The sequence below is a fragment of the Povalibacter uvarum genome, from assembly GCF_014202975.1.
Lineage (GTDB): Bacteria > Pseudomonadota > Gammaproteobacteria > Steroidobacterales > Steroidobacteraceae > Steroidobacter > Steroidobacter uvarum.
The window spans coordinates 154,945-175,584 of sequence record NZ_JACHHZ010000001.1; the positions used below are offsets into that span (position 1 = coordinate 154,945).

The 20,640-nt window shown below is 62.7% G+C and carries 17 protein-coding genes; 9 read left to right on the plus strand and 8 right to left on the minus strand.

What is annotated here, in order from left to right; genetic code table 11:
• The 5 genes from HNQ60_RS00605 to HNQ60_RS00625 all read left to right on the plus strand — a co-directional run bounded on the left by HNQ60_RS00605 (window position 1) and on the right by HNQ60_RS00625 (window position 6,276).
• On the plus strand, window positions 1–1,344 hold the full coding sequence (locus HNQ60_RS00605; protein WP_184329088.1) for a spinster family MFS transporter: 1,344 nt from the start codon (window positions 1–3) through the stop codon (window positions 1,342–1,344).
• Window positions 1,344–2,981 (plus strand): carboxylesterase/lipase family protein, encoded by a 1,638-nt coding sequence (locus HNQ60_RS00610; RefSeq protein WP_184329089.1) that lies wholly within the window; start codon window positions 1,344–1,346, stop codon window positions 2,979–2,981. Before HNQ60_RS00605 ends, HNQ60_RS00610 begins: the two co-directional genes overlap by 1 nt.
• Entirely contained in the window at window positions 2,978–4,564 is a 1,587-nt protein-coding gene (locus tag HNQ60_RS00615) for an AMP-binding protein (protein WP_184329090.1), read from the plus strand. The genes HNQ60_RS00610 and HNQ60_RS00615 overlap by 4 nt, the downstream gene beginning before the upstream one ends.
• Before the next feature lie 167 nt (window positions 4,565–4,731).
• On the plus strand, window positions 4,732–5,349 hold the full coding sequence (locus HNQ60_RS00620; RefSeq protein ID WP_184330139.1) for a TetR/AcrR family transcriptional regulator: 618 nt from the start codon (window positions 4,732–4,734) through the stop codon (window positions 5,347–5,349).
• Window positions 5,350–5,379: 30 nt separating this feature from the next.
• On the plus strand, window positions 5,380–6,276 hold the full coding sequence (locus HNQ60_RS00625) for an SDR family NAD(P)-dependent oxidoreductase (protein ID WP_184329091.1): 897 nt from the start codon (window positions 5,380–5,382) through the stop codon (window positions 6,274–6,276).
• A 26-nt stretch (window positions 6,277–6,302) separates the two neighbouring features.
• On the opposite strand, the gene HNQ60_RS28220 is transcribed toward HNQ60_RS00625, so the two are convergent.
• From HNQ60_RS28220 to nhaA, 3 genes are all read right to left on the minus strand, one after another.
• Window positions 6,303–6,575, minus strand: coding sequence for an FAD:protein FMN transferase (locus HNQ60_RS28220; protein WP_184330141.1), 273 nt, complete (start codon window positions 6,573–6,575; stop codon window positions 6,303–6,305).
• Window positions 6,506–6,763 (minus strand): TlpA disulfide reductase family protein, encoded by a 258-nt coding sequence (locus HNQ60_RS28225; RefSeq protein WP_184330140.1) that lies wholly within the window; start codon window positions 6,761–6,763, stop codon window positions 6,506–6,508. The genes HNQ60_RS28220 and HNQ60_RS28225 overlap by 70 nt, the downstream gene beginning before the upstream one ends.
• A gap of 150 nt (window positions 6,764–6,913) precedes the next feature.
• Window positions 6,914–8,143 carry a Na+/H+ antiporter NhaA gene (gene nhaA / locus HNQ60_RS00640; RefSeq protein ID WP_221303949.1) on the minus strand — a complete coding sequence of 410 codons (1,230 nt, stop codon included), beginning with the start codon at window positions 8,141–8,143 and terminating at the stop codon, window positions 6,914–6,916.
• Window positions 8,144–8,363: 220 nt separating this feature from the next.
• Between nhaA and HNQ60_RS00645 the strand changes: the two genes are divergently transcribed.
• From HNQ60_RS00645 to HNQ60_RS00660, 4 genes are all read left to right on the plus strand, one after another.
• Entirely contained in the window at window positions 8,364–9,512 is a 1,149-nt protein-coding gene (locus tag HNQ60_RS00645) for a hypothetical protein (protein WP_184329092.1), read from the plus strand.
• Window positions 9,513–9,878: 366 nt separating this feature from the next.
• Entirely contained in the window at window positions 9,879–11,315 is a 1,437-nt protein-coding gene (locus HNQ60_RS00650; protein ID WP_184329093.1) for an NAD-dependent succinate-semialdehyde dehydrogenase, read from the plus strand.
• A 37-nt stretch (window positions 11,316–11,352) separates the two neighbouring features.
• Window positions 11,353–12,312, plus strand: coding sequence for a dihydrodipicolinate synthase family protein (locus HNQ60_RS00655; protein ID WP_184329094.1), 960 nt, complete (start codon window positions 11,353–11,355; stop codon window positions 12,310–12,312).
• 5 nt (window positions 12,313–12,317) lie between these two features.
• Window positions 12,318–13,127, plus strand: a complete 810-nt coding sequence (locus HNQ60_RS00660; RefSeq protein ID WP_184329095.1) for an aspartate dehydrogenase — start codon at window positions 12,318–12,320, stop codon at window positions 13,125–13,127.
• A gap of 8 nt (window positions 13,128–13,135) precedes the next feature.
• Here the strand turns inward: HNQ60_RS00660 and HNQ60_RS00665 are convergent, their stop codons facing one another.
• From HNQ60_RS00665 to HNQ60_RS00685, 5 genes are all read right to left on the minus strand, one after another.
• Entirely contained in the window at window positions 13,136–14,572 is a 1,437-nt protein-coding gene (locus HNQ60_RS00665) for an aldehyde dehydrogenase family protein (RefSeq protein ID WP_221303950.1), read from the minus strand.
• Between the two features lie 129 nt (window positions 14,573–14,701).
• Entirely contained in the window at window positions 14,702–17,122 is a 2,421-nt protein-coding gene (locus tag HNQ60_RS00670) for a TonB-dependent receptor (protein ID WP_184329096.1), read from the minus strand.
• A gap of 23 nt (window positions 17,123–17,145) precedes the next feature.
• The gene (locus tag HNQ60_RS00675; protein WP_184329097.1) at window positions 17,146–18,663 is read right to left on the minus strand and encodes a parallel beta-helix domain-containing protein; all 1,518 of its coding nucleotides are present in this window, start codon (window positions 18,661–18,663) and stop codon (window positions 17,146–17,148) included.
• 2 nt (window positions 18,664–18,665) lie between these two features.
• On the minus strand, window positions 18,666–19,820 hold the full coding sequence (locus tag HNQ60_RS00680) for a cytochrome-c peroxidase (protein WP_184329098.1): 1,155 nt from the start codon (window positions 19,818–19,820) through the stop codon (window positions 18,666–18,668).
• Complete coding sequence (locus HNQ60_RS00685; protein WP_184329099.1) at window positions 19,817–20,488, minus strand: c-type cytochrome; 672 nt, start codon at window positions 20,486–20,488, stop codon at window positions 19,817–19,819. Before HNQ60_RS00685 ends, HNQ60_RS00680 begins: the two co-directional genes overlap by 4 nt.
• Window positions 20,489–20,640 lie beyond the last annotated feature (152 nt).

Sequence of the window (20,640 nt, forward strand, 5' to 3'; positions counted from 1 at the left end):
ATGCACGCGAGCAACGAGACCTCGCCGTTGCATTCGGCAGTTGCAGCTAGTCCGGTCGCGCATCATGCGCGGCCGGACGCGCGCGCCTGGTCGGCACTGGCGATCCTGTGCTTCGTGTACGTGCTCAACTTCCTCGATCGGCAATTGCTGTCGATTCTCGCGAAGCCGATTCAGGACGAGCTCGGTGTGACCGACGGCCAGCTCGGAATGATCAGCGGCCTTTACTTCGCGCTGTTCTATTGCGTGCTGGCGATTCCTGTCGGCTGGCTGGCCGATCGGACCAATCGCGTAAAGGTGCTGTCGTTCTCGTGCGCGCTATGGAGCGCGGCGACGGTGGCATGCGGACTTTCATCGAGCTACGCACAGTTGGCCATAGCGCGAATGTCGGTCGGCGTAGGCGAGGCGGGCGGAGTCCCGCCGTCATACGCGATCGTTTCGGATTATTTCCCGCCCGGCACGCGTGGCACGGCGCTCAGCATCTACAACCTCGGGCCGCCGATCGGACTCGCTCTGGGTGTGGCATTCGGCGCATCGATTGCAGCCGCGTATAGCTGGCGATCTGCGTTCATCTTCCTCGGTGCGCTCGGTATCGTTACGGCACTCGTCGTCGTGCTTTGCGTTCGCGAGCCGGTGCGCGGCGGTCTCGATACCGCCATTGGTGACGCGGCGCCAGTGAGGTCCGAGCAGCCTGCGTTCTGGCCAACGTGCCGCATGTTCTTCTCGCATCCCGTATTGCTGCGCGTGTCGCTCGCAAGCGGTGCGACCCAGTTCGTTACGTATGCACTCCTCAATTTCACGACGCTGTTCCTGATGCGAGAGAAGGGCATGACGCTGCAGGAGGTCGCCATCTACTACGCACTGCTGATCGGCATCGCCATTGGCGGCGGTATGTACGTCTCCGGGCGGCTCATCGATCGTTTCGCACCTAAGTCGAGGGGCGCTTATGGGTATCTCCCGGCCGTAGCGCTCGCACTGGCCATCCCGTTCTTCATCGGCTTCGTCTGGGCTCCGACCTGGCAGCTCGCACTACTGTTCCTGGCAGTGCCGACGTTCCTGAACTACTTCTATCTCTCGCCTGCGGTAACGCTCGTGCAGGAAGAAGTGCGGCCGAACGAGCGTGTGCTCTCCGGTGCGCTCCTGCTGCTGGTGATGAACCTGATTGGGCTGGGGTTGGGGCCGACTTATCTCGGCGCGGTCAGCGACTACTTCCGCCCGGAACATCCGGAAAATTCTCTGCAGATGGCGTTCTATACCCTCGTTCCGTTCTACGTCATCGCTGTGCTCGCTCACTTGTGGCTCGTGCGTGCACTGCGACGTGAGAGCGCGAACCGGAGTTCGTTGTGATGGCTCTGTATCGATTCGTACCGGTGCTGATCGCCGGCCTGTCCATGATGTTGCCGATCGCAGCGCAAGCTGACGCCGTCGTCGATTCACCCGCAGGCAAGTTGCGCGGTGAGAGCGTCGGCGATGTTCAGGTGTTCAAGGGCATTCCGTATGCGGTGCCGCCCGTGGGTATGGGACGCTGGAAGCCGCCAGTGGCGTTGCCGCGATGGAACGATGTGCGCGACGCGCTGCAGTTTGGTCCGGCCTGCATGCAACCCAAGTCGCGACCCGGCAGCCTGTATGCCGATGAACCTGCCGCGACGAGCGAGGACTGCCTCTTGCTCAATGTCTGGGCCCCGAAGGAAGTCCGCAACGCGCCCGTGCTGGTCTGGATTCACGGTGGCGCACTGACGACCGGCTTCAGCAGCCAGACGCTGTACAACGGCACGAAGCTCGCGGAACGCGGCGTCGTCGTGGTGTCGATCAACTATAGGCTCGGCATCCTGGGCTATCTCGCGCATCCCGGCTTGAGCGCTGAGTCACCGCTGAAGGTCTCGGGCAACTACGGGCTGCTCGATCAGATCGAAGCCCTGCGCTGGGTGAATCGCAACATCGCAGCGTTCGGTGGCGATCCTGCCAACGTCACGATTGCGGGCGAATCGGCCGGCGCATTGAGCGTGATGTATCTGATGGCGTCGCCGCCCGCGCACAATCTGTTCGCGAAGGCGATCGCCCAGAGTGCGTACATGATTTCCACGCCCGAGCTGAAGCGACCGAAGTTCGGCGAGCAGGCGGCGGAGGGAATCGGGTCGCGGCTGGCAACGGCATTGGGTGCGCCGGACGTCGCCGCATTGCGTTCGATGGACGCGACGAAGCTCGTGGAGGGGGCAGGCCGCCTGGGCTATTTCCCGCTCGGCACCATCGACGGCGCAATCCTGCCGCGGCAGCTGGTCGAAGTGTTCGATCGCGGCGAGCAGGCGAAAGTACCCATGATTGCGGGATTCAATAGTGGCGAGATTCGATCGCTGCGCTTTCTAGCGCCGCCCGCGCCAGCCGACGCAGCAACGTATGAGTCCGCGATTCGCAGCCGCTATGACGATCTCGCCGACGATTTCCTGAAACTCTATCCGGCATCAACCCTGGAGGAGAGCATCCTCGCAACGACGCGGGACGCGCTGTACGGATGGACGTCGGAGCGGCTCGTCGCCAGACAAACAGCGATGGGACGGCCGGGCTACCTCTATCTTTTCGATCACGGCTATCCCGCTGCGAACGACGCGGGTCTGCATGCATTCCACGCGTCCGAGCTGCCGTATGTCTTTGGCACCGCCGATCGAACATCGGCCTTCTGGCCGAAGATTCCCGCGACCGAGGCCGAGGCTTCGCTGTCCAACGCAATGATCGACTACTGGGCGAGTTTCGCGCGCACCGGCGATCCCCGGGCATCGAATCAGCCGGACTGGCCTGCCTACGGATCCACTCGCACTTACATGCACTTCGCGGACAAGCCCCAGCCGGCCGCCCATTTGTCCCCGGGCATGTACGAGTTGAACGAAGAAGTGGTCTGCAGGCGCCGCGCGAAAGGCGGGCAGCCCTGGAACTGGAACGTCGGCATCGTCTCGCCCGCTCTTCCGCCCCGTGAGGATTGCCGACGATGATCGATGGGGCGATGCAGGATTTCCCGCTGACGCTGAACAGGTTTCTCGATCACGCCGCCAAGTGGCACCCACGGGCGGAGGTCGTGACCGGGCGCGACGGTGTTCGGACAGATCGCGTCGGCTATTCGGAATTGCGGGCGCGCAGCCAGCGCATTTCCGCGATGCTGAAGAGCTTCGGTGTTGGATTCGGCGATCGCGTGGCGACGCTCGCGTGGAACACACAGGCTCACGTCGAAACCTGGTACGCCGTCATGGGCATGGGCGCTGTGTGCCACACGTTGAACCCGCGACTGACAGCGGTGCAGACCGCTGCGATGCTCGTTCAGTCCTCGTGCCGCATTCTGGTTGTCAGCGCGGATCTTCTGCAGCTCGCCAGGCAGATCGTCGAACGCGCGCCGTCGATCGAGCGGATTCTGGTCATCGATGGCCTGGCTGACACACCGAGCGTTGGCAATGTGAGCGTCGTCGAACTGGAAGAGGCGATGAAAGTCGTTCGCGACCCGGCGGTCTGGGGCGACTTCGATGAACGCACGGCTTGCGGACTTTGCTTCACGTCGGGTACGACCGGTGCGCCGAAGGGCGTGACGTATACGCATCGGTCGAGTTTTCTTCATGCGATGCGACTTCTTCAGGCCGACATGATAGGCATCACCGCTGCCGACAGCGTGCTGCCGGTCGTACCGATGTTTCATGCGAATGCCTGGGGCTTGCCTTTCGCTGTGCCGGCGGCTGGCGCGAAGTTGGTGCTGCCAGGACGTCACACCGATGGCGCAAGCCTCGCGCGCCTGATAGCCGATGAAGCTGTGACCATCGCAGTCGGTGTGCCCACTGTCTGGCTCGGCCTCGTCGAGCATCTCGATGCAACTGGCGGCGAACTGCCATCGCTCAAGCGGATACTGGTGGGCGGTTCGCCTTTGCCGCCGGCGCTCATGCAGCGAATCGAACGGCGCCTCGGCGTCACTGTGCAGACGAGCTGGGGAATGACCGAGTTGTCGCCGTCGGGAACGATGTCCGCGCCCGGCGACCCGAAGCGTTCCGCCGCGGTATCGGGTCGGCCCGCTGTCGGGGTCGATCTTCTGCTCACGGACGCCGAAGGTCGCCCGTTACCTGAACAGCGGAACGTCGAGGGGCACCTGCGGGTGCGCGGCTCGAGTGTCATCGACCGGTACTTTGGCGAGGAGCGTTCCGCGACCGATCCGAACGGCTGGTTCAACACCGGTGATCTGGCGCGCATCGACTCGGACGGCAACCTGATCATCACCGGGCGTTCCAAGGACCTGATCAAATCAGGTGGCGAGTGGATCAATCCGGCGGAAATCGAAGCCATCGTGGGCGGATTGCCGGAAATCTCCCTGGCAGCCGTGATCGGGCGGGCGGACGCGAAATGGGGCGAGCGGCCGGTACTGTTTGTGGAACTGCGCGAGCAGCAGGCGATCAGCGACGAAGCGATGTTCGCGGCCCTCCGTCAGCGGGTCGCTCCCTGGTGGATCCCCGACACGGTGATCCGGCTCGACAACATGCCTCTGGCATCTACCGGAAAGATCGACAAAATGCGTCTCAGGACACAATACGGCAGCGGTTGAGCCCTGGGCTCCATGGTGGAGCCTTCGCTCCGCCTCGCCGGTAAGACCCTGGAGGTTCGATCGTGCCTGTAGATGTGAAGCCCCGGCGCAAACGACCGGGCAAAGCGAAGTCGCCGAAGGCCGCGCCGTCGAAGCGCGTGACCAAGGCAGCGCAGCGAGCGGAGATGATGGAACAGATCCTCGATGTTTCCGAGGAACTGTTCTCGAAGCATGGGCTGTATGGCGTCACGTTGAAGGACGTCGCCAAACGGCTCGGAGTTCACCACACGCTCATGAACTACTACTTCGAAGACAAGAAAAAGCTCTTCGACGAAGTGTTCGCGCGTCGTGCGGTGGTGACGAGCACGCGCCGGATGACCGCGCTGGACGAGTATGACCAGGCGACCAACGGCAAGCCGACGGTCGAGGGCGCGCTGCGGGCGTTTCTCGATACCGACCTCGATCTGTACATCCAGGGCGGCGAGCGCTGGAAGAACTACGGCGCACTCGGTGCACAGGTTGCCAACACGCCGGAGTGGGGCGCGGAGCTCATGGACAAGCACTTCGACCCGGTCGTGCTGCGACTGATCGATCTGTTGAAACGTGCGCTGCCGAAGTGCTCGGAAGAGGACATCTTCTGGGGCTATCACTTCGTGACCGGTGCGCTGCTGTTGACGCTCGCGCGCACCGGCCGCATCGACAAGTTGTCTGGTGGCGTCTGCAAGTCGGAGGACTTCAGTGCCGTCAAAAAGCGCATGGCGAAGTTCATGGCGGGCGGCTTCCTCGCCGTGTGCGGGAAGCCATAGAGATTCGTTCAATCATCGAGGCGAGGACCAATGATCCTGAAGACGCGTGTCGCGATCGTGACGGGAGCCGGTGGCGGCTTGGGGCGGGCACATGCGCTCGCGCTGGCAACGTACGGCGCGAAAGTGGTCGTGAACGACATGGATCAGACCGTTGCCGCACGTGTCGCCGATGAGATCGTCGCAGCGGGAGGCGAAGCAATGGCGATTGCTGCCTCGGTCACGGATGAGGCGCAGGTTGCATCGATGATCGACCATGTGATGAAGACGTGGGGCCGCGTCGATATTCTCATCAACAACGCGGGCATCCTTCGTGACAAGAGCTTCGTGAAGATGAGCCTCGCTGATTTCCGCCAGGTGCTCGACGTTCACCTGATGGGCGCGGTCATCTGCACCAAGGCCGTGTGGGAAATCATGCGCCAGCAACGCTTCGGTCGCGTGGTCATGACGACATCGTCGTCCGGTCTCTACGGAAACTTCGGCCAGGCGAACTATGGCGCGGCGAAGATGGCGCTGGTCGGACTGATGCAGACGCTCGCGCTCGAAGGCGAGAAGTACAACGTCCGCGTCAATTGCCTTGCGCCCACCGCGGCGACCCAGATGACGGACGGTGTCCTTTCCAAAGAGGCGCTCCAGCAGCTTGCGCCGCAGCTGGTGAGCCCCGGCCTGCTCGCACTCGTCGCAGACGAAGCGCCCACGCGAGCAATCTTGTGCGCCGGTGCGGGGCATTTCGCTCGTGCACACGTCACGCTGACCGAAGGTCGCTATGTCGGCGGCGGTGCCGATGCGGGCGAGCGCGTCATCGAGCTCTGGGACGAAATCGGCGATCGCACCGAAGAGATCGTGCCGGTGTATGGGTTCAGGCAGGCTGAGCGCGAACTCGCCAGTGCAGGGTGCGCGGCGCCGGCGATGGCTGTTGCTCATTCATAGAGAGGCTTTCACTGCGACGAATGCAGTCACCGCGCAGCCTGCACCCAGAAGCGCAGGCCGCTGCCCTTCAAGAACGCTTCTGCATTTGCGCCCTGAAGCATCGCCAATGTCGTCATGCTGCCTGCCTGCGTGCAGGTGTCCGCGGCGACTGTTGCAGAGCGCGGCGCGTTGCGCACCGGCCAGCCCGTACGTGCATCGAGAATGTGCGAATAGCGGCGTCCGTTGCTGATCAGAAAGCGGCGTGAATCTCCGCTCGTCGCGATGGCTCCACGCTCACGACCAGACCGCGGTCGCCATATTTCGCGCGCATCTCATTGAGCCATGGAAATGAGCGGCGACAGGGTTCGCACCATGACGCCCAGAAATCCAGCAGCACGACTTTGCCGCGGTATGCGGACAGATCAAGGGAGTCGGAAGCTTGCGTCGGTTGCGAAGCAACCGCGAGACAGACGAAGACCGCACACGCGGTCAGCGAACGAATCAGCATCGACACAGGTCGCACCAAGAGCCTCCGGGCGCCGCCATTCGGTTCATCGCACTGTTGGACGGGCGGGACAGAGGGAATCAGTCGCGGAGCAGGCGACTCGCCCTTGCTTGGGGGATTCCCGGAGTGGTGTCGTTATGGCACCTCAATACCTCACGTCTGGCTTTCACGGGTCTGCAGTCGGCCAAGCAGCAGCCCCATCGCTCCGGCAACCACCGAGGCTCCGATGACGCCGACCTTTGCCGCAGCGAGAAGCTGCTCGTCATCGAAGGCCAGCATCGCGATGAATATCGACATCGTGAACCCGATGCCACCGAGGCAACCCACGAGCCACACGGCGCGCCAGGTGATCGTCGGCGGCAAGTCGCACAAGCGAAGACGCACTGCGCACCATGTTCCCAGGAATATTCCCAGCGGTTTGCCGAGGATGAGCCCGGCCGCGATGCTCATGATGAGTGTTCGCGAGGATGGGGCATCGAGTGTCACGCCGGCGAAGGAAACGCCGGCATTGGCCAGCGCGAACAACGGCATGATTGCGAAGGCGACCCAGGGATGCAGCAGGTCCTGCAGTCGGATCACGGGGGCGATCTCGACCGACGCGCCATTCATCGGCGTGACCGGAGTGAGCAGGCCGAGTACGACGCCGGCCAATGTCGGATGGATGCCCCCGATCAGCATGCCCGCCCAAAGCAGGGCGCCCGGAATCACATAAGCGCGCGCCTTCCCGACGCCCGCCATCCGCAGGCTTGCGATGATCGCCAGTGCCACGCCGCTTACGAGCAGGCCTCGGGTGTCCAGACCATCGGAGTAGAACAGTGCAATGATGAGCACCGCGGCAACGTCATCGATGATGGCAAGCGCGAGGAGGAAGATGCGCGCTGCGGCCGGAATCGATCTGCCGAGGATCGCCAGCACACCCGCGGCGAAGGCGATATCGGTCGCGGTCGGTATCGCCCAGCCGCTGCTGAGTGAAGATTTGTGGGCGATCGCAAGATAGAGCAACGCTGGAACGATTATCCCACCGGCCGCGGCCGCAAGCGGCAGCAGCGCAACCCGCGTGTCGGAGAGCGCGCCGGCGTGCATCTCCCGGCGTATCTCCATGCCGACGACGAGGAAAAACACGGTCATCAGCACATCGTTCACGACGAAGCGCAGCGACCAGTTCAGGGACACTCCGCTGACATCGGCTGTCAGGCGCGTTTCCCAGAGACGATGGTAGGAATCTGTGAAAGGGGAGTTGGCCCAGAGCAGGGCAGCTGCTGTCGCGGCGAGCAGAATGAAGCCGCTCGCTGCTTCGACGCGGAGAAAGCGCTCCAGCGCGCTGAAGAATCTGGCGACTGCTTCGGCAGGAAGCAGCGCCGCACGACGTGGACGGTACCGCACGGGTGAACGCACTCCGCGACTGGCGGCCCGACCAGTCCGTTACCTGTCCAACTGCGCAGTGCAGTGCGACACCCGGTGCGATTAGACAGGAGGGAGGTTGCGGCAGCAACCTGCATCGCATTTCATCTCTGCATTGCGAAGCTTGACACTGGGCGTTCTTGTTCGTCAGCCCGAGGCGCACTAGCATCAGGACTGCGAAAGCCAATGCAGGCGCATCACCATGAAAACAACATCATCCTCACGATCTGTTAAGCATTCTCCGGCGGGCGCACTCGCCCTGGCGATGAGTCTTTCGGTGATCCCGCTCGCTTCCGCAGGTGCGCAAACGCCGGCCGCTGCGCCCAGCAAACCCTGGGTCCTGCCGCGTACTCCTGAGGGAAAGCCCGATCTGCAAGGCAACTGGAGCAACGAGACCCAGACACCTTTCGAGCGGATGGGGAATCAGGGGGCCACACTGACAGAAGAACAGGCGATCGCGCTCGAAAGGCGCGCCCAGGACGTTGAGGAATTCCGCGATCGGCCCACCGAACCCGGGGACGTTGCGAAGAAAGGCGGCGTGGGCAACGAACTGGCCGATGTGCCGGGAGAACCGACGTTCGTCGAGCGGCTCGCCCAGGCGGCGGGCGGCGCAGTCGGCGGTTACAACGGTTTCTGGCTCGATCCGGGCAACCGGGTCGTGCGTATCAATGGCGTTGCGCGCAGCTCGATCATCGTCGATCCGGCCAACGGCCGTCTTCCGCCGTTGACCGCAGCCGCCAAGCAACGTGCGTCCGAGCGTGCAGCGCGGGCGAAGAACATCGGTGAATTCGACGGCCCCGAAGTTCGCTCGCTCTCCGATCGCTGTCTCTCTTCATTCGGATCGAACGCCGGTCCGCCGATGCTGCCGAACTACTTCTACAACAACAACTACACCATCGTTCAGACGAAGGACCACGTCATGATCATGACGGAGATGGTCCATGACGTACGCATCGTCCGTCTGGGAGCGACGCAGCACGTTCCAGCGCAGATCCGTCCCTGGTACGGCGATTCGATCGGCCACTGGGAAGGCGACACGCTCGTCGTCGAGACGACGAATATCCATCCGACGCAATTGGCGCAGTCATCACCGCTCGGCCCTTATCGCGGAGCCTCCGACCAGATGAAGGTGACGGAGCGATTCACGCGCACGGGTCCGGATGTGCTGCTCTACAAGTTCACGGTCGAAGATCCAGGAACGTTTACCGCGCCCTACACGGGCGAGCTGCCTTTCAACCGCATCAACGAAGCGATCTACGAGTACGCCTGCCACGAAGGCAACTACGCGCTTCCGGGCATCCTCGCGGGGGCGCGTGAGGAAGAGCGGGCAAAGGCGGGGCAGAAGGAATAACGGAGACTTTGTCACCGCGCGGCGCATGGAGCGTCCGCGCTGGTGAAGGATCACGAACAGTAAATCGAATCCAGCCGGACGAGCTTGTATCCCGTCGATGTGAGCAACGCCGCCGCGGGGGGCGGCTCATCCACAAGCCAGCCCCGATCCACCGCGCACACTCACGACGATTGCCGCTGATCGTGCAGCACTTCGCTGATGCAGCACGCGAAGTAAACCTGCGTAAACCCGCACTGGTATACAGCAGTGCCGACCCGGGGATGCGGCTACAATTCGCGACACATTCCCGCGCAGCAAGCAACGCTCACTTCGTGCTGCGACTGCAAGGTGCGCAGATACCTACTGACATCGATCGGGGGATCATCCGTGACGGAATATCCTGATCTTCATTTGCATATCGGTGGCGCCTGGAAGAAGACGGCGTCTTCGCAGCCTGTACTGAATCCTTCGTCGGAAGCTGTCATCGGCCATGTGCCGGTCGCAACGCGGCAGGATCTGGACGACGCTCTCGAGGCGGCAGAGCACGGATTCAAAGTATGGGCGCAGTTCTCTCCGAGAAGGCGCGGCGAGATCATGCTCAAAGCCGCTGCGCTGATGCGCGAGCGTTCCGACGAGATAGCTCGCGCCATAACGCTCGAACACGGCAAGCCGTTCAAGGCCGCGCGGCTGGAAGTGATCCGGGGTTGCGAATTCTTCGAATGGGATGCGGCCGAAGGACAGCGACTCTATGGACGCGTCATCCCGAGCGAACCGGGGATCAAGTACATCGTGCATCACCAGCCGATCGGCATGGTGGCCGCGTTCTCGCCCTGGAACTTCCCTCTGAGTCAGCCCGCGCGAAAGATTGCCGGCGCACTCGCGGCAGGTTGTTCGATCATCATGAAGGCGTCGGAGGAGACGCCCGCTGGCGCGATGCACATTGCTCGCGCACTTCACGATGCCGGTTTGCCGCCCGGGGTGATGAATCTCGTCTTCGGAGTTCCTTCGGAGATCTCCGAGTATCTGATCCCGCAGGCGCCGATCCGGCTCGTTGCGTTCACGGGGTCGACCGTTGTCGGAAAGCGGCTGACCCGGATTGCCTCGGAGTACATGAAGCCTGTGCTCATGGAGCTTGGCGGGCATGCGCCGGTCATCGTGTGCGATGACGTCGACCCAGTCGAGGCTGCGGTGGTGTCGGCTGTGCGAAAGGCGCGCAACGCAGGGCAGGTGTGCACCTCACCGACGCGGTTCTTCGTTCAGGAGCGCATCTACGAAGCGTTCGTCAAAGCCTTCGCCGAGAGAGCTCGTGCGGTGGTCGTTGGAGACGGCTTCGAATCGTCGACCGAGATGGGACCGCTCGCCAATGATCGACGCATCAAGGCGATGGAAACACTGATTGCCGATGCCGACGGGCAAGGCGCGCGTGTTCTGACCGGTGGCAAGCGTCTCAATCGACCTGGATACTTTTTCCCGGTGACTGTTCTGGCCGACGTACCGGATTGCGCACGCGTGATGCGTGAAGAGCCGTTCGGGCCGCTTGCGGTGATCAACCCCGTGTCGTCCATCGACGAAGCAATCCAGAAAGCGAACTCGCTGCCGTTCGGCCTCGCTGCCTACGCGTTTACGCACTCGGCTCAAAGAGCCAATGAGCTGGCTGAGCGTATCGAGGCGGGCAACTTCTCCATCAATACGCTCGAGGCCTCCGTGGCCGAGACCCCGTTTGGAGGCGTGAAGGAGAGCGGCTACGGAAGAGAGGGTGGGACGGAGGGGTTGTTCAACTACACTGTGGTGAAGAATATTTCGCACAGCATGACGATCGTCTAGGGAAGAAGCCGGCTTCGTCATTCCCGCGAAAGCAGCCATGAGCAAATACGCACGAAAAGACGCAAAGGCCTACGCGCGAGCTCACCTGAAGGGCATCTGGGCTGCCGCGCTCACGCCTTTCACCGCGACCCTCGACCTGGACGAAGACGGCTTCCGCGAAAACATCCGCCACTGGACACAAGGCCTCGGCATCGATGGGCTCTTCATCGCGGGCAAGCAGGGAGAGTTCTTCTCCATGTCGCTCAAGGAGCGCAAGCGCACTTTCGAGCTGGCGGTCGAGGCCACACCGGGCGGGCATCACACGATCCTGTCGTGCTCGGATCAGAATCTGGATACGGTCATTGACCTCGCCCGACATGCGCAGGCGATCGGGGCTGATTTCATCGTCGTCCACGCGCCGATCCTGCATTTCCACAAAGCACAGGATGAAACGGTTCTTGCTTACTACAACGCCATCGCGAAGGCCGTCGACATCGGGATCGCGCTGTGGAGCCATCCGGACAGCGGCTACCTGCTTTCGCCGCAACTCTGCAATCGCCTCGCCGACATCGAGAACGTGGTTGCAATCAAGTACAGCGTGCCGCGCCCCATGTACACCGAGCTGACGCGACTTGCGGGCGATCGGCTCATCGTCAGCACCGCTTCGGAAGAAGAGTGGCTGGACAACATCGTCGAGCTGAACTGGCAGGTTTACCTGTGCTCGTCGCCGCCGTATCTGACGCAGACACTCGTGGATCGCAGGATGAAGGAGTACACCGAGCTGGCTTTCAGCGGCAAGGTTCAACAGGCCCGCCTCGTTCGTGACAGCCTGAATCCGGTACGTGAGGCCTTGCGTTCCACGCGCCCGGCGGAGAAGCCTCACTCGCACCAGAAATACTGGCAGGAGCTTCTCGGCCAGGTGGGCGGAAGAGTCAGGGCGCCGCTGCTGGAACTGACTGACGCTGAGAAGCGCGCGACGCGAGCCGCATTCGAAGCGTGCGGACTGAAGCTGACTTGATGGCCATGCGCAGGAAATCCCTTCGGATCGCCTTGATTGGCTGGGGTGCCATCAGCCGGCGTGTAGCGGAGCTGTTGTCGCTGCGTTCGGCGGGTTCGGTCTCCATCGTGGCGATCGCCAAACGCGATGCGGCTGCGGCTACGTCGCTGCCTGCGAACGCGGCCGTCGTGACTACGACGGAAGAGCTCGCGGGACTCGATCTCGATATGGTCGTGGAAGCCGCCAGCCGTGAAGCTGTCGCCCTTTGGGGTGAGGCTGCGCTGCGGAGTTCGAGAGCGTTCGTAGTCGCTTCAACGAGCGCGTTCTGCGACACGAGTCTGCTCGATGGATTGGTCCGATCGGCAGAGGAGCACGGCAGCCAGCTCATCATTCCGCCGGGAGCGCTCGCGGGGGTCGATGCGCTCGTCGCGGCATCTGCGCTGCCGCTCGAAAGCGTGATTCACCGCATCGTCAAGCCACCCGCTGCGTGGCGCGGCACAGCTGCGGAATCCCTGATCGCGCTCGATGGTCTGACGCGGGCCGCTACGTTCTACTCAGGCACCGCCAGAGAAGCGGCAGCGCAGTTTCCCAAGAATGCGAATGTCACCGTGATCTCGGCGCTCGCGGGAGTCGGGCTCGACAGAACAACCGTTGAGCTTGTCGCGGACCCGGACGTCCAGGACAACATTCATGTGCTCAAAGCAGTCGGTGCGTTCGGCAAGCTCGAGATCCGCATCGAGAACAAGCCGCTGGCCGCCAATCCGAAGTCTTCGGAGATGGCGGCTCTAAGCCTCGTCAGAATCGTCGAGAATCACGCAAGAGCGCTGGTACGCTGACTCGAGGCTCAAGTCACGTACTTGATGAGCATCTCGCTCAGGCGGCGCTTCCGCTCGTTGTAGGGAGGGAAGAGCATTTCGAGCGCTGACAGCGGCCCGGCGGACATCACTGCGCGTTCGTGAGAGAACGCCTTGAAGCCGAAGAAGCCGTGGGCATTGCCGATGCCCGAGTTGTTCACGCCGCCGAACGGCAGATTGTGCTGGGCGAATTGCTGCAGGCACAGGTTGACGCACAGGCTGCCGGAGCTCGTGTTCGTCCTGAGCGCTTCGACGGTGCGATCGTTCTTCGTCCACGCGTAGAGCGCCAGAGGCTTCGTTCCCGCGTTGATCTCCGCGATCACTGCGTCGAGCGAATCGAATGTCAGGATCGGCAGTACCGGTCCAAAGATTTCTTCTCCACGAATCGACGCACTCGGCGGCACATCGCGCAGCAGCGTTGGCGCCACGTAGCGCGAATCGACATCGTAGGTGCCGCCGTACGCAACCTTGCCGCCCGACTTCACTGCGTCGTCGATGAGCCGGCCGACGCGCTCAGCGTGTCGACGGTGGATCATCCGGGGAAAGTCCGCACTGCTCTTGATCGCTGCATCAGTGGCGCCGTAACGCCCTGCGATCGTGCTGCGGCAAAGTTCGACGAAGCGGTCCGCGACATCGCGATGTACGTACACATAGTCGGGGGCGATGCAGGTCTGGCCGGCATTCACCAGCTTGCCCCACATGACGTGTTCGGCAGCGTTATGAAGGTTCGCAGTGGCGTCGATGACGACTGGCGACTTGCCTCCCAGTTCGAGGGTTACCGAAGCGAGATGCGTCGCGGCTGCGGCCATGACCTTCTTGCCGACGCCCGGGGAGCCGGTGAAGAAGATGTGATCAAACGGGAGCGAGAGGAGGGCGGTGGCCGTTTCAGCCGCGCCTTCCACGACGGCGACCTCGTCGACGGCGAATACCGCGCTGACGATGTCCTGCACGACGCGATTCGTGTGCGGCGTGAACTCCGACGGTTTGAGAATCGCCGTATTGCCCGCGGCTACCGCCGAGACCAGCGGTCCCAGGGCCAGGCTCAGCGGATAGTTCCAGGGGCTGATGATCAGGCATCGGCCCTTCGGCTGATACACCACGCGGGAAGTCGTGCCGAGCGCCGCCATCGTCGGGCGAATGCGGTGCGGCTTCATCCAGCGTTTCAGATTCGAGATGGAGTGCTTCAGTTCGCCGACGAGAGGCAGCACTTCCGTCAGATTTGTTTCAGTCGGATGCTTGCCCAGGTCTCGCTGCGTCGCCTCAGCAATCGCGTCCTTACGCGCGAGAATGGCGTCGAGCAGCTTCGTGAGCTTGAGGCGTCGCTCCGCCGCGGTGGATTGCCTCAGTCTCAATGCCGTTGCGGCGTGAGACTCGAACAGCCTGTCGACGGACACGGAGGTGAGGTCGCGGTCGGGCATGGCACTCATGGGCGGGCTCCGGGAGTCAGTCATTCCCGCGCAAGCGGGAATCCATCTGGATCAAGGCATGGACTCCCGCGTGCGCGGGAGTGACAAGATCGGGCGCGCCTGCGCAATCGCAGGCGCGCCCAGGTTACATCAGAACGAGAATGTCGCTTCCAGCCCCCACATGCGGGGCTCGGAGATCGACGCGAACGGCGTCCCGAACGTGTCACGCGTGATGTTGTTGATGCCCGTCACGTACTGATCGTCGAGCACGTTGGTCACGTAGCCCGCGAGGCCGAACGTGTTGTTCGCGCTGGTCCAGCCGAGCCGCATGTCGAGACGCTGCGTATCTTCGCCGACCTGGAAGGAAGTCTGCAGCGAGCAGTCTCCCTGGCGCTCGGAGTCGGCATTGCAACGCGATTCGCCGCGATAGGCGTAACGGCCCGACAGCTGCAGATCGCCAGCATTGCCCAGCAGCCACTCGTAGCTCGCGCCCAGCGAAGCGCTGAGATGCGGCTCACCCGTCGGCTGGCCGGAAAGGTCGATCGGATCGTCGCCCAGCGTCGTCTTTTCCTTGTACGTCGAGTCGATATACGCGACGTTCGCGTACAGCGTGAAGTGGTCGAGCGGCCGCCATTGCGCGTCGACATCGATGCCCCACGCTTCCTCGTCGCTCGTGTCGATCACATACCGCGGAATTTCGCCGGAGGAACCGTCGTCCAGCGTGATCGCCTGCTTGTTGTCGTAGATGTAGTAGTAGACGGAGGCATTCAGCACCACACCCGCATCCGGGATCACGCTCTTGATGCCCGTTTCGAGGTTCCAGACGTCCTCGTTCTCGAACTGCGATGCGACCTCGACGCTGTTGTAGCCGCCGGCCTTGTAACCCTTGGCGAGCGAGCCGAACACCATGACGTTCGGGTTGATCTTGTAGTCGAGCACGAAACGCGGGCTGACGTCGTCCCAGGAGTCCTTGTCCGTGTAGCCGCCCGGCGGCGTGTCCGTAGTGAAGATGATGTCTGAGAAGCGGTAGGCCTCCGCCGGGATTGGCCACATCGTGAAGAAGCCAGCCTGCTCGAGTCCTGCGATGGCTTCATCGAGCTCCGGCGTCTCATGCGGACCATTGGTCCACGTGAACTTCTTGGTGTCGCGAGTGAAGCGCAAGCCGAACGTCAGGTTGGTCTTGTCGTTGAGGTGCCAGATCACGTCGCCGAATGCGGCGTACGCTTCGAAGTCGCCGTTGTTGTACATCGCTTCGCGCCACGGCATGCCGAGCAGAGAGACCGGGATCCCCAGATCCGCGAGGAAGGCGGTGGTGCCGCCGTACAGCGGGAAGGGGATACCCAGACCGTCCCAGATGCCCAGGTTCGTTCCGAGCGTGTCGATGCCATCCGTGTACGTGTGCGTATCGCTGATCTGGTCGGCCTTCTCCTGGTAATAGCTCACGCCCGCGACCCAGTCGATCCGGTCGGTCCTGCCGGAGAACTTGAACTCCTGGTAGAAGCTCTCGTTGCTCTCGATGTTCGCCGTGTCGAAGTACACCCCGATCAGGTTCGTGCCGTCTTCGTCTTCACGGTTGACGGTATCGAACTGACGCCACGACGTGCTGGAGCGGAAGTCCGCCGAGCCGAACGTGTGATCGATGAACAGGTTCACCTGGTCGAGCTTGCGCGACTCCTCGTTGCCGACGACGTCGTTGTAGACCGGTGCGTTGCGAGGGTCGATGTATGTCGCAGGGTCCGCAGGGTAGGGGATCGTCGTCTGACCCGCGGCTACAGGGATGATGCCGATCGCCGGGCGCGCGAGCTGATCGAGATCGTCATGATCCCAGGAGAGGGTCGCGCTCGTGTTGTCGGAAAGCGCCCAGCGCAGCGCGACGCGACCGGCCCAGTTCTCCTCAGGCAGGAGGTCCTGGCCGGTGGCCGCATCCTGGATCCAGCCGTCGCTCTTGTTGTAGACGCCGTTGATGCGCAGCGCGAGGCTGTCGCCGATCGGTGTGTTCAACATGCCTTCGTAGTACTGCTTGCCGTACTGACCGACGCGCACGCGCAGCAACGAGTGGAACTCGTCTTCAGGCTGGCGAGTGACGATCGAGATTGCGCCGGCGGCGCTGTTGCGGCCGAACAAGGTGCCTTGCGGCCCTTTCAGAACTTCGATCCGCTCGATGTCGTTGAAGGCGAGCAGCGAAGCGCCGGAGCGTGCTGCATAGATGCCATCGACGTACACGCCCACCGCGGGATCGGTGCCGATGCCGAAGTCGTCGGTCGCAATGCCGCGGATCTCATAGCGCGGTTGCGTGGGGCTACCATCAGAGATCACCAGCCCGGGCACGAACCCGTTCAGGTCGCCAAGGTTTTCCGCTGCGACGTCGTCGATCAGCTTGCTGTCCACGACCTGCATCGCGATCGGGACATCCTGCAGCGATTGGGTACGCCGCTGCGCTGTCACCAGGATCTCCTCGATCTCGTTGCTGGTCTCCTGCGCCACTACGACGCCGGGCGTCGTGGCCGCGAAGCCCGCGCCCGTCAGCACCGTCATCACCGCGTACGCGAGCCTGTTCCTGCGATTATTCATGAGTCTTCGTCTCCGTCGTCAGGTCAATTGGTCACTTGCAGCATGTATTGCGCCACCGCGAGACGGGTCTCGGGGTCGAGATAGTCCTGCGGCGGCATTTCGGGATAGTCATCGCGCTTCTTGGTCGGCTTCGCGATGAAGTCGGCGAGGCCCTGGGGGTTGTCCATGTAGAGCGCCTGGATCACCTGCACCGGCGGGCCGATCATGCGGCCGTTGTACGTGTGACAGCCGGTGCAGATGCCGAGGTAGACGACCTTGCCGCGTTCGCCGGGCTTGATTTCGCGCGGCGGTACGGGCGGCAGCAGGTAGTTCACCGTGGCGGCGGTATTGGTGAAGTCGCACTCGGCGAAGTCGTCGACGCCCGCAGTGATGTACTGATGGCGATTGACGATGCAGCTGCCCGGGCTCGGGCCAACGCGCACGATGTCGAGATTCTTGCGACCCACTTTGCCATCCGCGAGCAGCAGCGCCTTCGCTTCCGGAATCGTGTCGTAGCCGTTCCTCAGCATCACGTTGTCGAGGATCTTCACGCGATCCGAGTTCGGATCCGATTCGGGATCGGCAGTGATGTTCGAGGCGTTGGCGTGATCCGTGATGATCATGCCGGCCACCTTGTTGTCGGAGATGATGTTGCTTTCGACGACGACGTCATCAGCCGCCATGATCAGGATGCCCGTGCCGGCCGGAATGCCGGACACAGTGGAGCCGGGAGCACCAAAGTTCGGGTGATTGTTTCCGACGACGAAGTTGTTGCGGAAGATCACATCGACGGTGTCCTTGATCGGCAGCCCCGGCGTCACGAACGCGAGCAGGCCGCCCGAGTTGTTGTGCACGTAGTTGTTCTCGACGATCGCATGGCGGCTGTTCTCGATCTCGATGCCGGCGACGCTGTCGAACACGTCGTTGTGCGCAACCAGGATGTTGTCGCTCATGCCGATGTAAATCGCGGCATCGGCAATGCCGGAGACCACGTTGTGCTCGACGATGCCGTTCTGGCCGAGCTGCGGGAAGATGCCGTACACGCCGGACTCCGCGATCACGTTGTTGCGGATCTCGAAGTTGTTGCCGGCCTGGCCCATGATCCCGTTGCCCTTGTAGTTGCGGATCTCGAGGTTCTCGGCGACGAAGTTGTTGCCGGAATAGAGAATCGCGTCGTTGAGCTTCTTCTGCCCATCGAGCACGGGTCGGCGACCTTCTTCGATGACACCGATGATGCGAATGTCGTCTTTGTCGATGTACACCGTCTCGTGATACGTGCCGGGCATCACGCGCACGATGGTTCCTTTCGGAGCCGCTTTGATCGCTGCCTGGATCGATTCACCGTCCTTGACGACGACGATGTTCGTCGGCGCCGGTCCGGCCACCGAGCGGATGACGCCCTCAGGCTTGGTGGCGGCATCCGCCTTGAAGCCGCCGCTGTAGCTGGCGCCGCTTGTCGACGAACTGATCGTCAGGTCCTGTTTGCCGCTGCGGCCGAAGTACGTACCAGCGCCGAAGGCCACTGCGGCCACCAGCACTCCCAGGATGAGCCCCTTCTTCATCTTCATTCTCCTCGCTTGGTTGGCGGCAGGCCGGAAGGAACTCGTGCCGGCGTTTGCGGCAGGAAAGTTTCATCCGTCAATGCGCCCAGAAAGTCCACGATGCGATCGACCTCGGCTTCCGTCAGCTTCGGATCCGAGATGTGCCAATGCAGATAGAGCGTCATGCCCTTGGGCACGGCGTTGCCGCGCCCCTTGTTGTAGAAGTCGACGGCGCCGCGCAGGTCGGCGAATGCACCGGAATGGGAGTAAGGCGCGGTGCGCGCGATGTTGCGCAGGGTCGGCACCTTGAATCCGCCCTTGAGTTTCGGGCTGTTCAGGATGGCCTCGGCACCGACATCGAACGGCTGGCCGGCAGGCTCGGGCATGCCGATCACCGCAATCTGTTCATTGGTGAACAGCGGAGGTGTGTGGCACTCGGAGCAACGCGCGACGAACGAGCGGAATACGTTCAGGCCTTCGATCTCGCGCTGGGAGAGTGCGGCGTCGTATCCGTGAACGTAGCGGTCGTATCGACTGTTGAGCGAGACGAGCGAAGTCTGGAAAGCGGTGAGCGCCGTGAAAACCTGTTGCTCGGCGATCGGGCCGCGCTGCTGGGGGAACGCTTCCTTGAACAGCCGACGATACGTCGCGTTGTCGTTCAGGCTCTTGAGCAATTGATCCGGCGTGTTGCCCATCTCCTTGGGCGAGTAGAGCGGGCCGGATGCCTGCGCTTCCAGCGAGTCCGCGCGTGCATCCCAGAAGAAGCGCTTCAGGAAGGCCACATTCCACAACGTTGGCGCTGCGCGACCCGCGTCCTCGCCATGAATGCCAATCGATCGCGGGCGTCCGTCGGACAGGCCGCGCGCAGGATCGTGGCAGCTCGCGCAGGAGAGCGTGCGATCGCCGGACATCACCGGATCGAAGAAGAGATAGCGGCCGAGGTCGATCTGATTCGGCGTGAAGCCGTCGCGATGCGGCGGTAGGGAGGTGCGCGTGCCGCCGAGGCCGCGATTCTCGAGCGAGTCGTAGAACTGGTAAAGGGTGCGAAGCTCGCACACGCCGCCCGTCTTTTCGAATCCCGGCGGGCAATTCGTGTTGAGCGTGAAGTCGGTCGGTGCCGGCCCGGTTGCGCCAGCGGTCCCCATGGCCGCGATGACCAACGCGAGCGCGCGAATCATTTCGGCCGGCCCTGTTGGTGAATGAACGCGATGATGTCGTCGATATCGCGTTCCGCCGGCAGCGTCTTCGCCATCATCGCCATCTGACGGCCGGGCGTATCCTGTGGATCGGTGCCGCGCACGCCATCGCGGAAGTGCGCGAACTGCAGCTTGAGATAGGTCGCATCGAGGCCCGCGAGTCGCGGCGACTTCAGCGCCTGGTTGCCCTCGGCGACTCCGCCGTGACAGGCACCGCACTTGCCGTTGTACAGGTTCTTGCCGTTGTGAAGATTGCCCGTGGCGGGCTTGGCAATGACGTTCTTCGGAAGACTGGCGACGTAGCTCGCGACCTTTGCGACCGCTGTATCGTCGGGAAGGACCGTCGCGGCAGCCTGCATCTGCGCGCCAAAGACATCGGACTTGTGCGTGCCGCGCCGGCGATTGCGGAAGTTCAGCAACTGGCGCTCGACGTAAGCTGCATCCTGGCCGGCGATCGCCGGTGCATTCAGCGCCGCGTTTCCTTCGCCTTTGCTGCCATGACAGGCGATGCAGGATGCGAACAGTTTGTCGCCCTCGGCAGCGAGCGAAGCTGCGCTGCACATAAACAACACAGCGCCCAGCCACGATGCGCGCACGATGCGCTCCAAGCGACGATCCGCTGCCGTGCGCTCGCGCGATGAGTCCGCCATTGCGGACATCACATCAATCAATCGGGACAGGCTTGAGAGCATCGAAGCTGAGCTGCCGTTGTTCGTTGATTTCCCCACCGCGCCGGCGTTGATACTCCACCGGTCAACCGACTGCAATCAGGGGACGGATGATGTTGCTTTCAAGGCACAAA

What these genes read in the sequence shown, in the direction of transcription:
- HNQ60_RS00685 (WP_184329099.1), bottom strand. Translation starts at nt 20,488, where the DNA reads ATGGCGGACTCATCGCGCGAGCGCACGGCAGCGGATCGTCGCTTGGAG.
- HNQ60_RS00605 (WP_184329088.1), top strand. Translation starts at nt 1, where the DNA reads ATGCACGCGAGCAACGAGACCTCGCCGTTGCATTCGGCAGTTGCAGCT.
- HNQ60_RS00670 (WP_184329096.1), bottom strand. Translation starts at nt 17,122, where the DNA reads ATGAATAATCGCAGGAACAGGCTCGCGTACGCGGTGATGACGGTGCTG.
- HNQ60_RS00620 (WP_184330139.1), top strand. Translation starts at nt 4,732, where the DNA reads ATGGAACAGATCCTCGATGTTTCCGAGGAACTGTTCTCGAAGCATGGG.
- HNQ60_RS00675 (WP_184329097.1), bottom strand. Translation starts at nt 18,663, where the DNA reads ATGAAGAAGGGGCTCATCCTGGGAGTGCTGGTGGCCGCAGTGGCCTTC.
- HNQ60_RS00645 (WP_184329092.1), top strand. Translation starts at nt 8,364, where the DNA reads ATGAAAACAACATCATCCTCACGATCTGTTAAGCATTCTCCGGCGGGC.
- HNQ60_RS00660 (WP_184329095.1), top strand. Translation starts at nt 12,318, where the DNA reads ATGCGCAGGAAATCCCTTCGGATCGCCTTGATTGGCTGGGGTGCCATC.
- HNQ60_RS00680 (WP_184329098.1), bottom strand. Translation starts at nt 19,820, where the DNA reads ATGATTCGCGCGCTCGCGTTGGTCATCGCGGCCATGGGGACCGCTGGC.
- HNQ60_RS28225 (WP_184330140.1), bottom strand. Translation starts at nt 6,763, where the DNA reads ATGCTGATTCGTTCGCTGACCGCGTGTGCGGTCTTCGTCTGTCTCGCG.
- HNQ60_RS00625 (WP_184329091.1), top strand. Translation starts at nt 5,380, where the DNA reads ATGATCCTGAAGACGCGTGTCGCGATCGTGACGGGAGCCGGTGGCGGC.
- HNQ60_RS00615 (WP_184329090.1), top strand. Translation starts at nt 2,978, where the DNA reads ATGATCGATGGGGCGATGCAGGATTTCCCGCTGACGCTGAACAGGTTT.
- HNQ60_RS00610 (WP_184329089.1), top strand. Translation starts at nt 1,344, where the DNA reads ATGGCTCTGTATCGATTCGTACCGGTGCTGATCGCCGGCCTGTCCATG.
- HNQ60_RS00665 (WP_221303950.1), bottom strand. Translation starts at nt 14,572, where the DNA reads ATGAGTGCCATGCCCGACCGCGACCTCACCTCCGTGTCCGTCGACAGG.
- HNQ60_RS00655 (WP_184329094.1), top strand. Translation starts at nt 11,353, where the DNA reads ATGAGCAAATACGCACGAAAAGACGCAAAGGCCTACGCGCGAGCTCAC.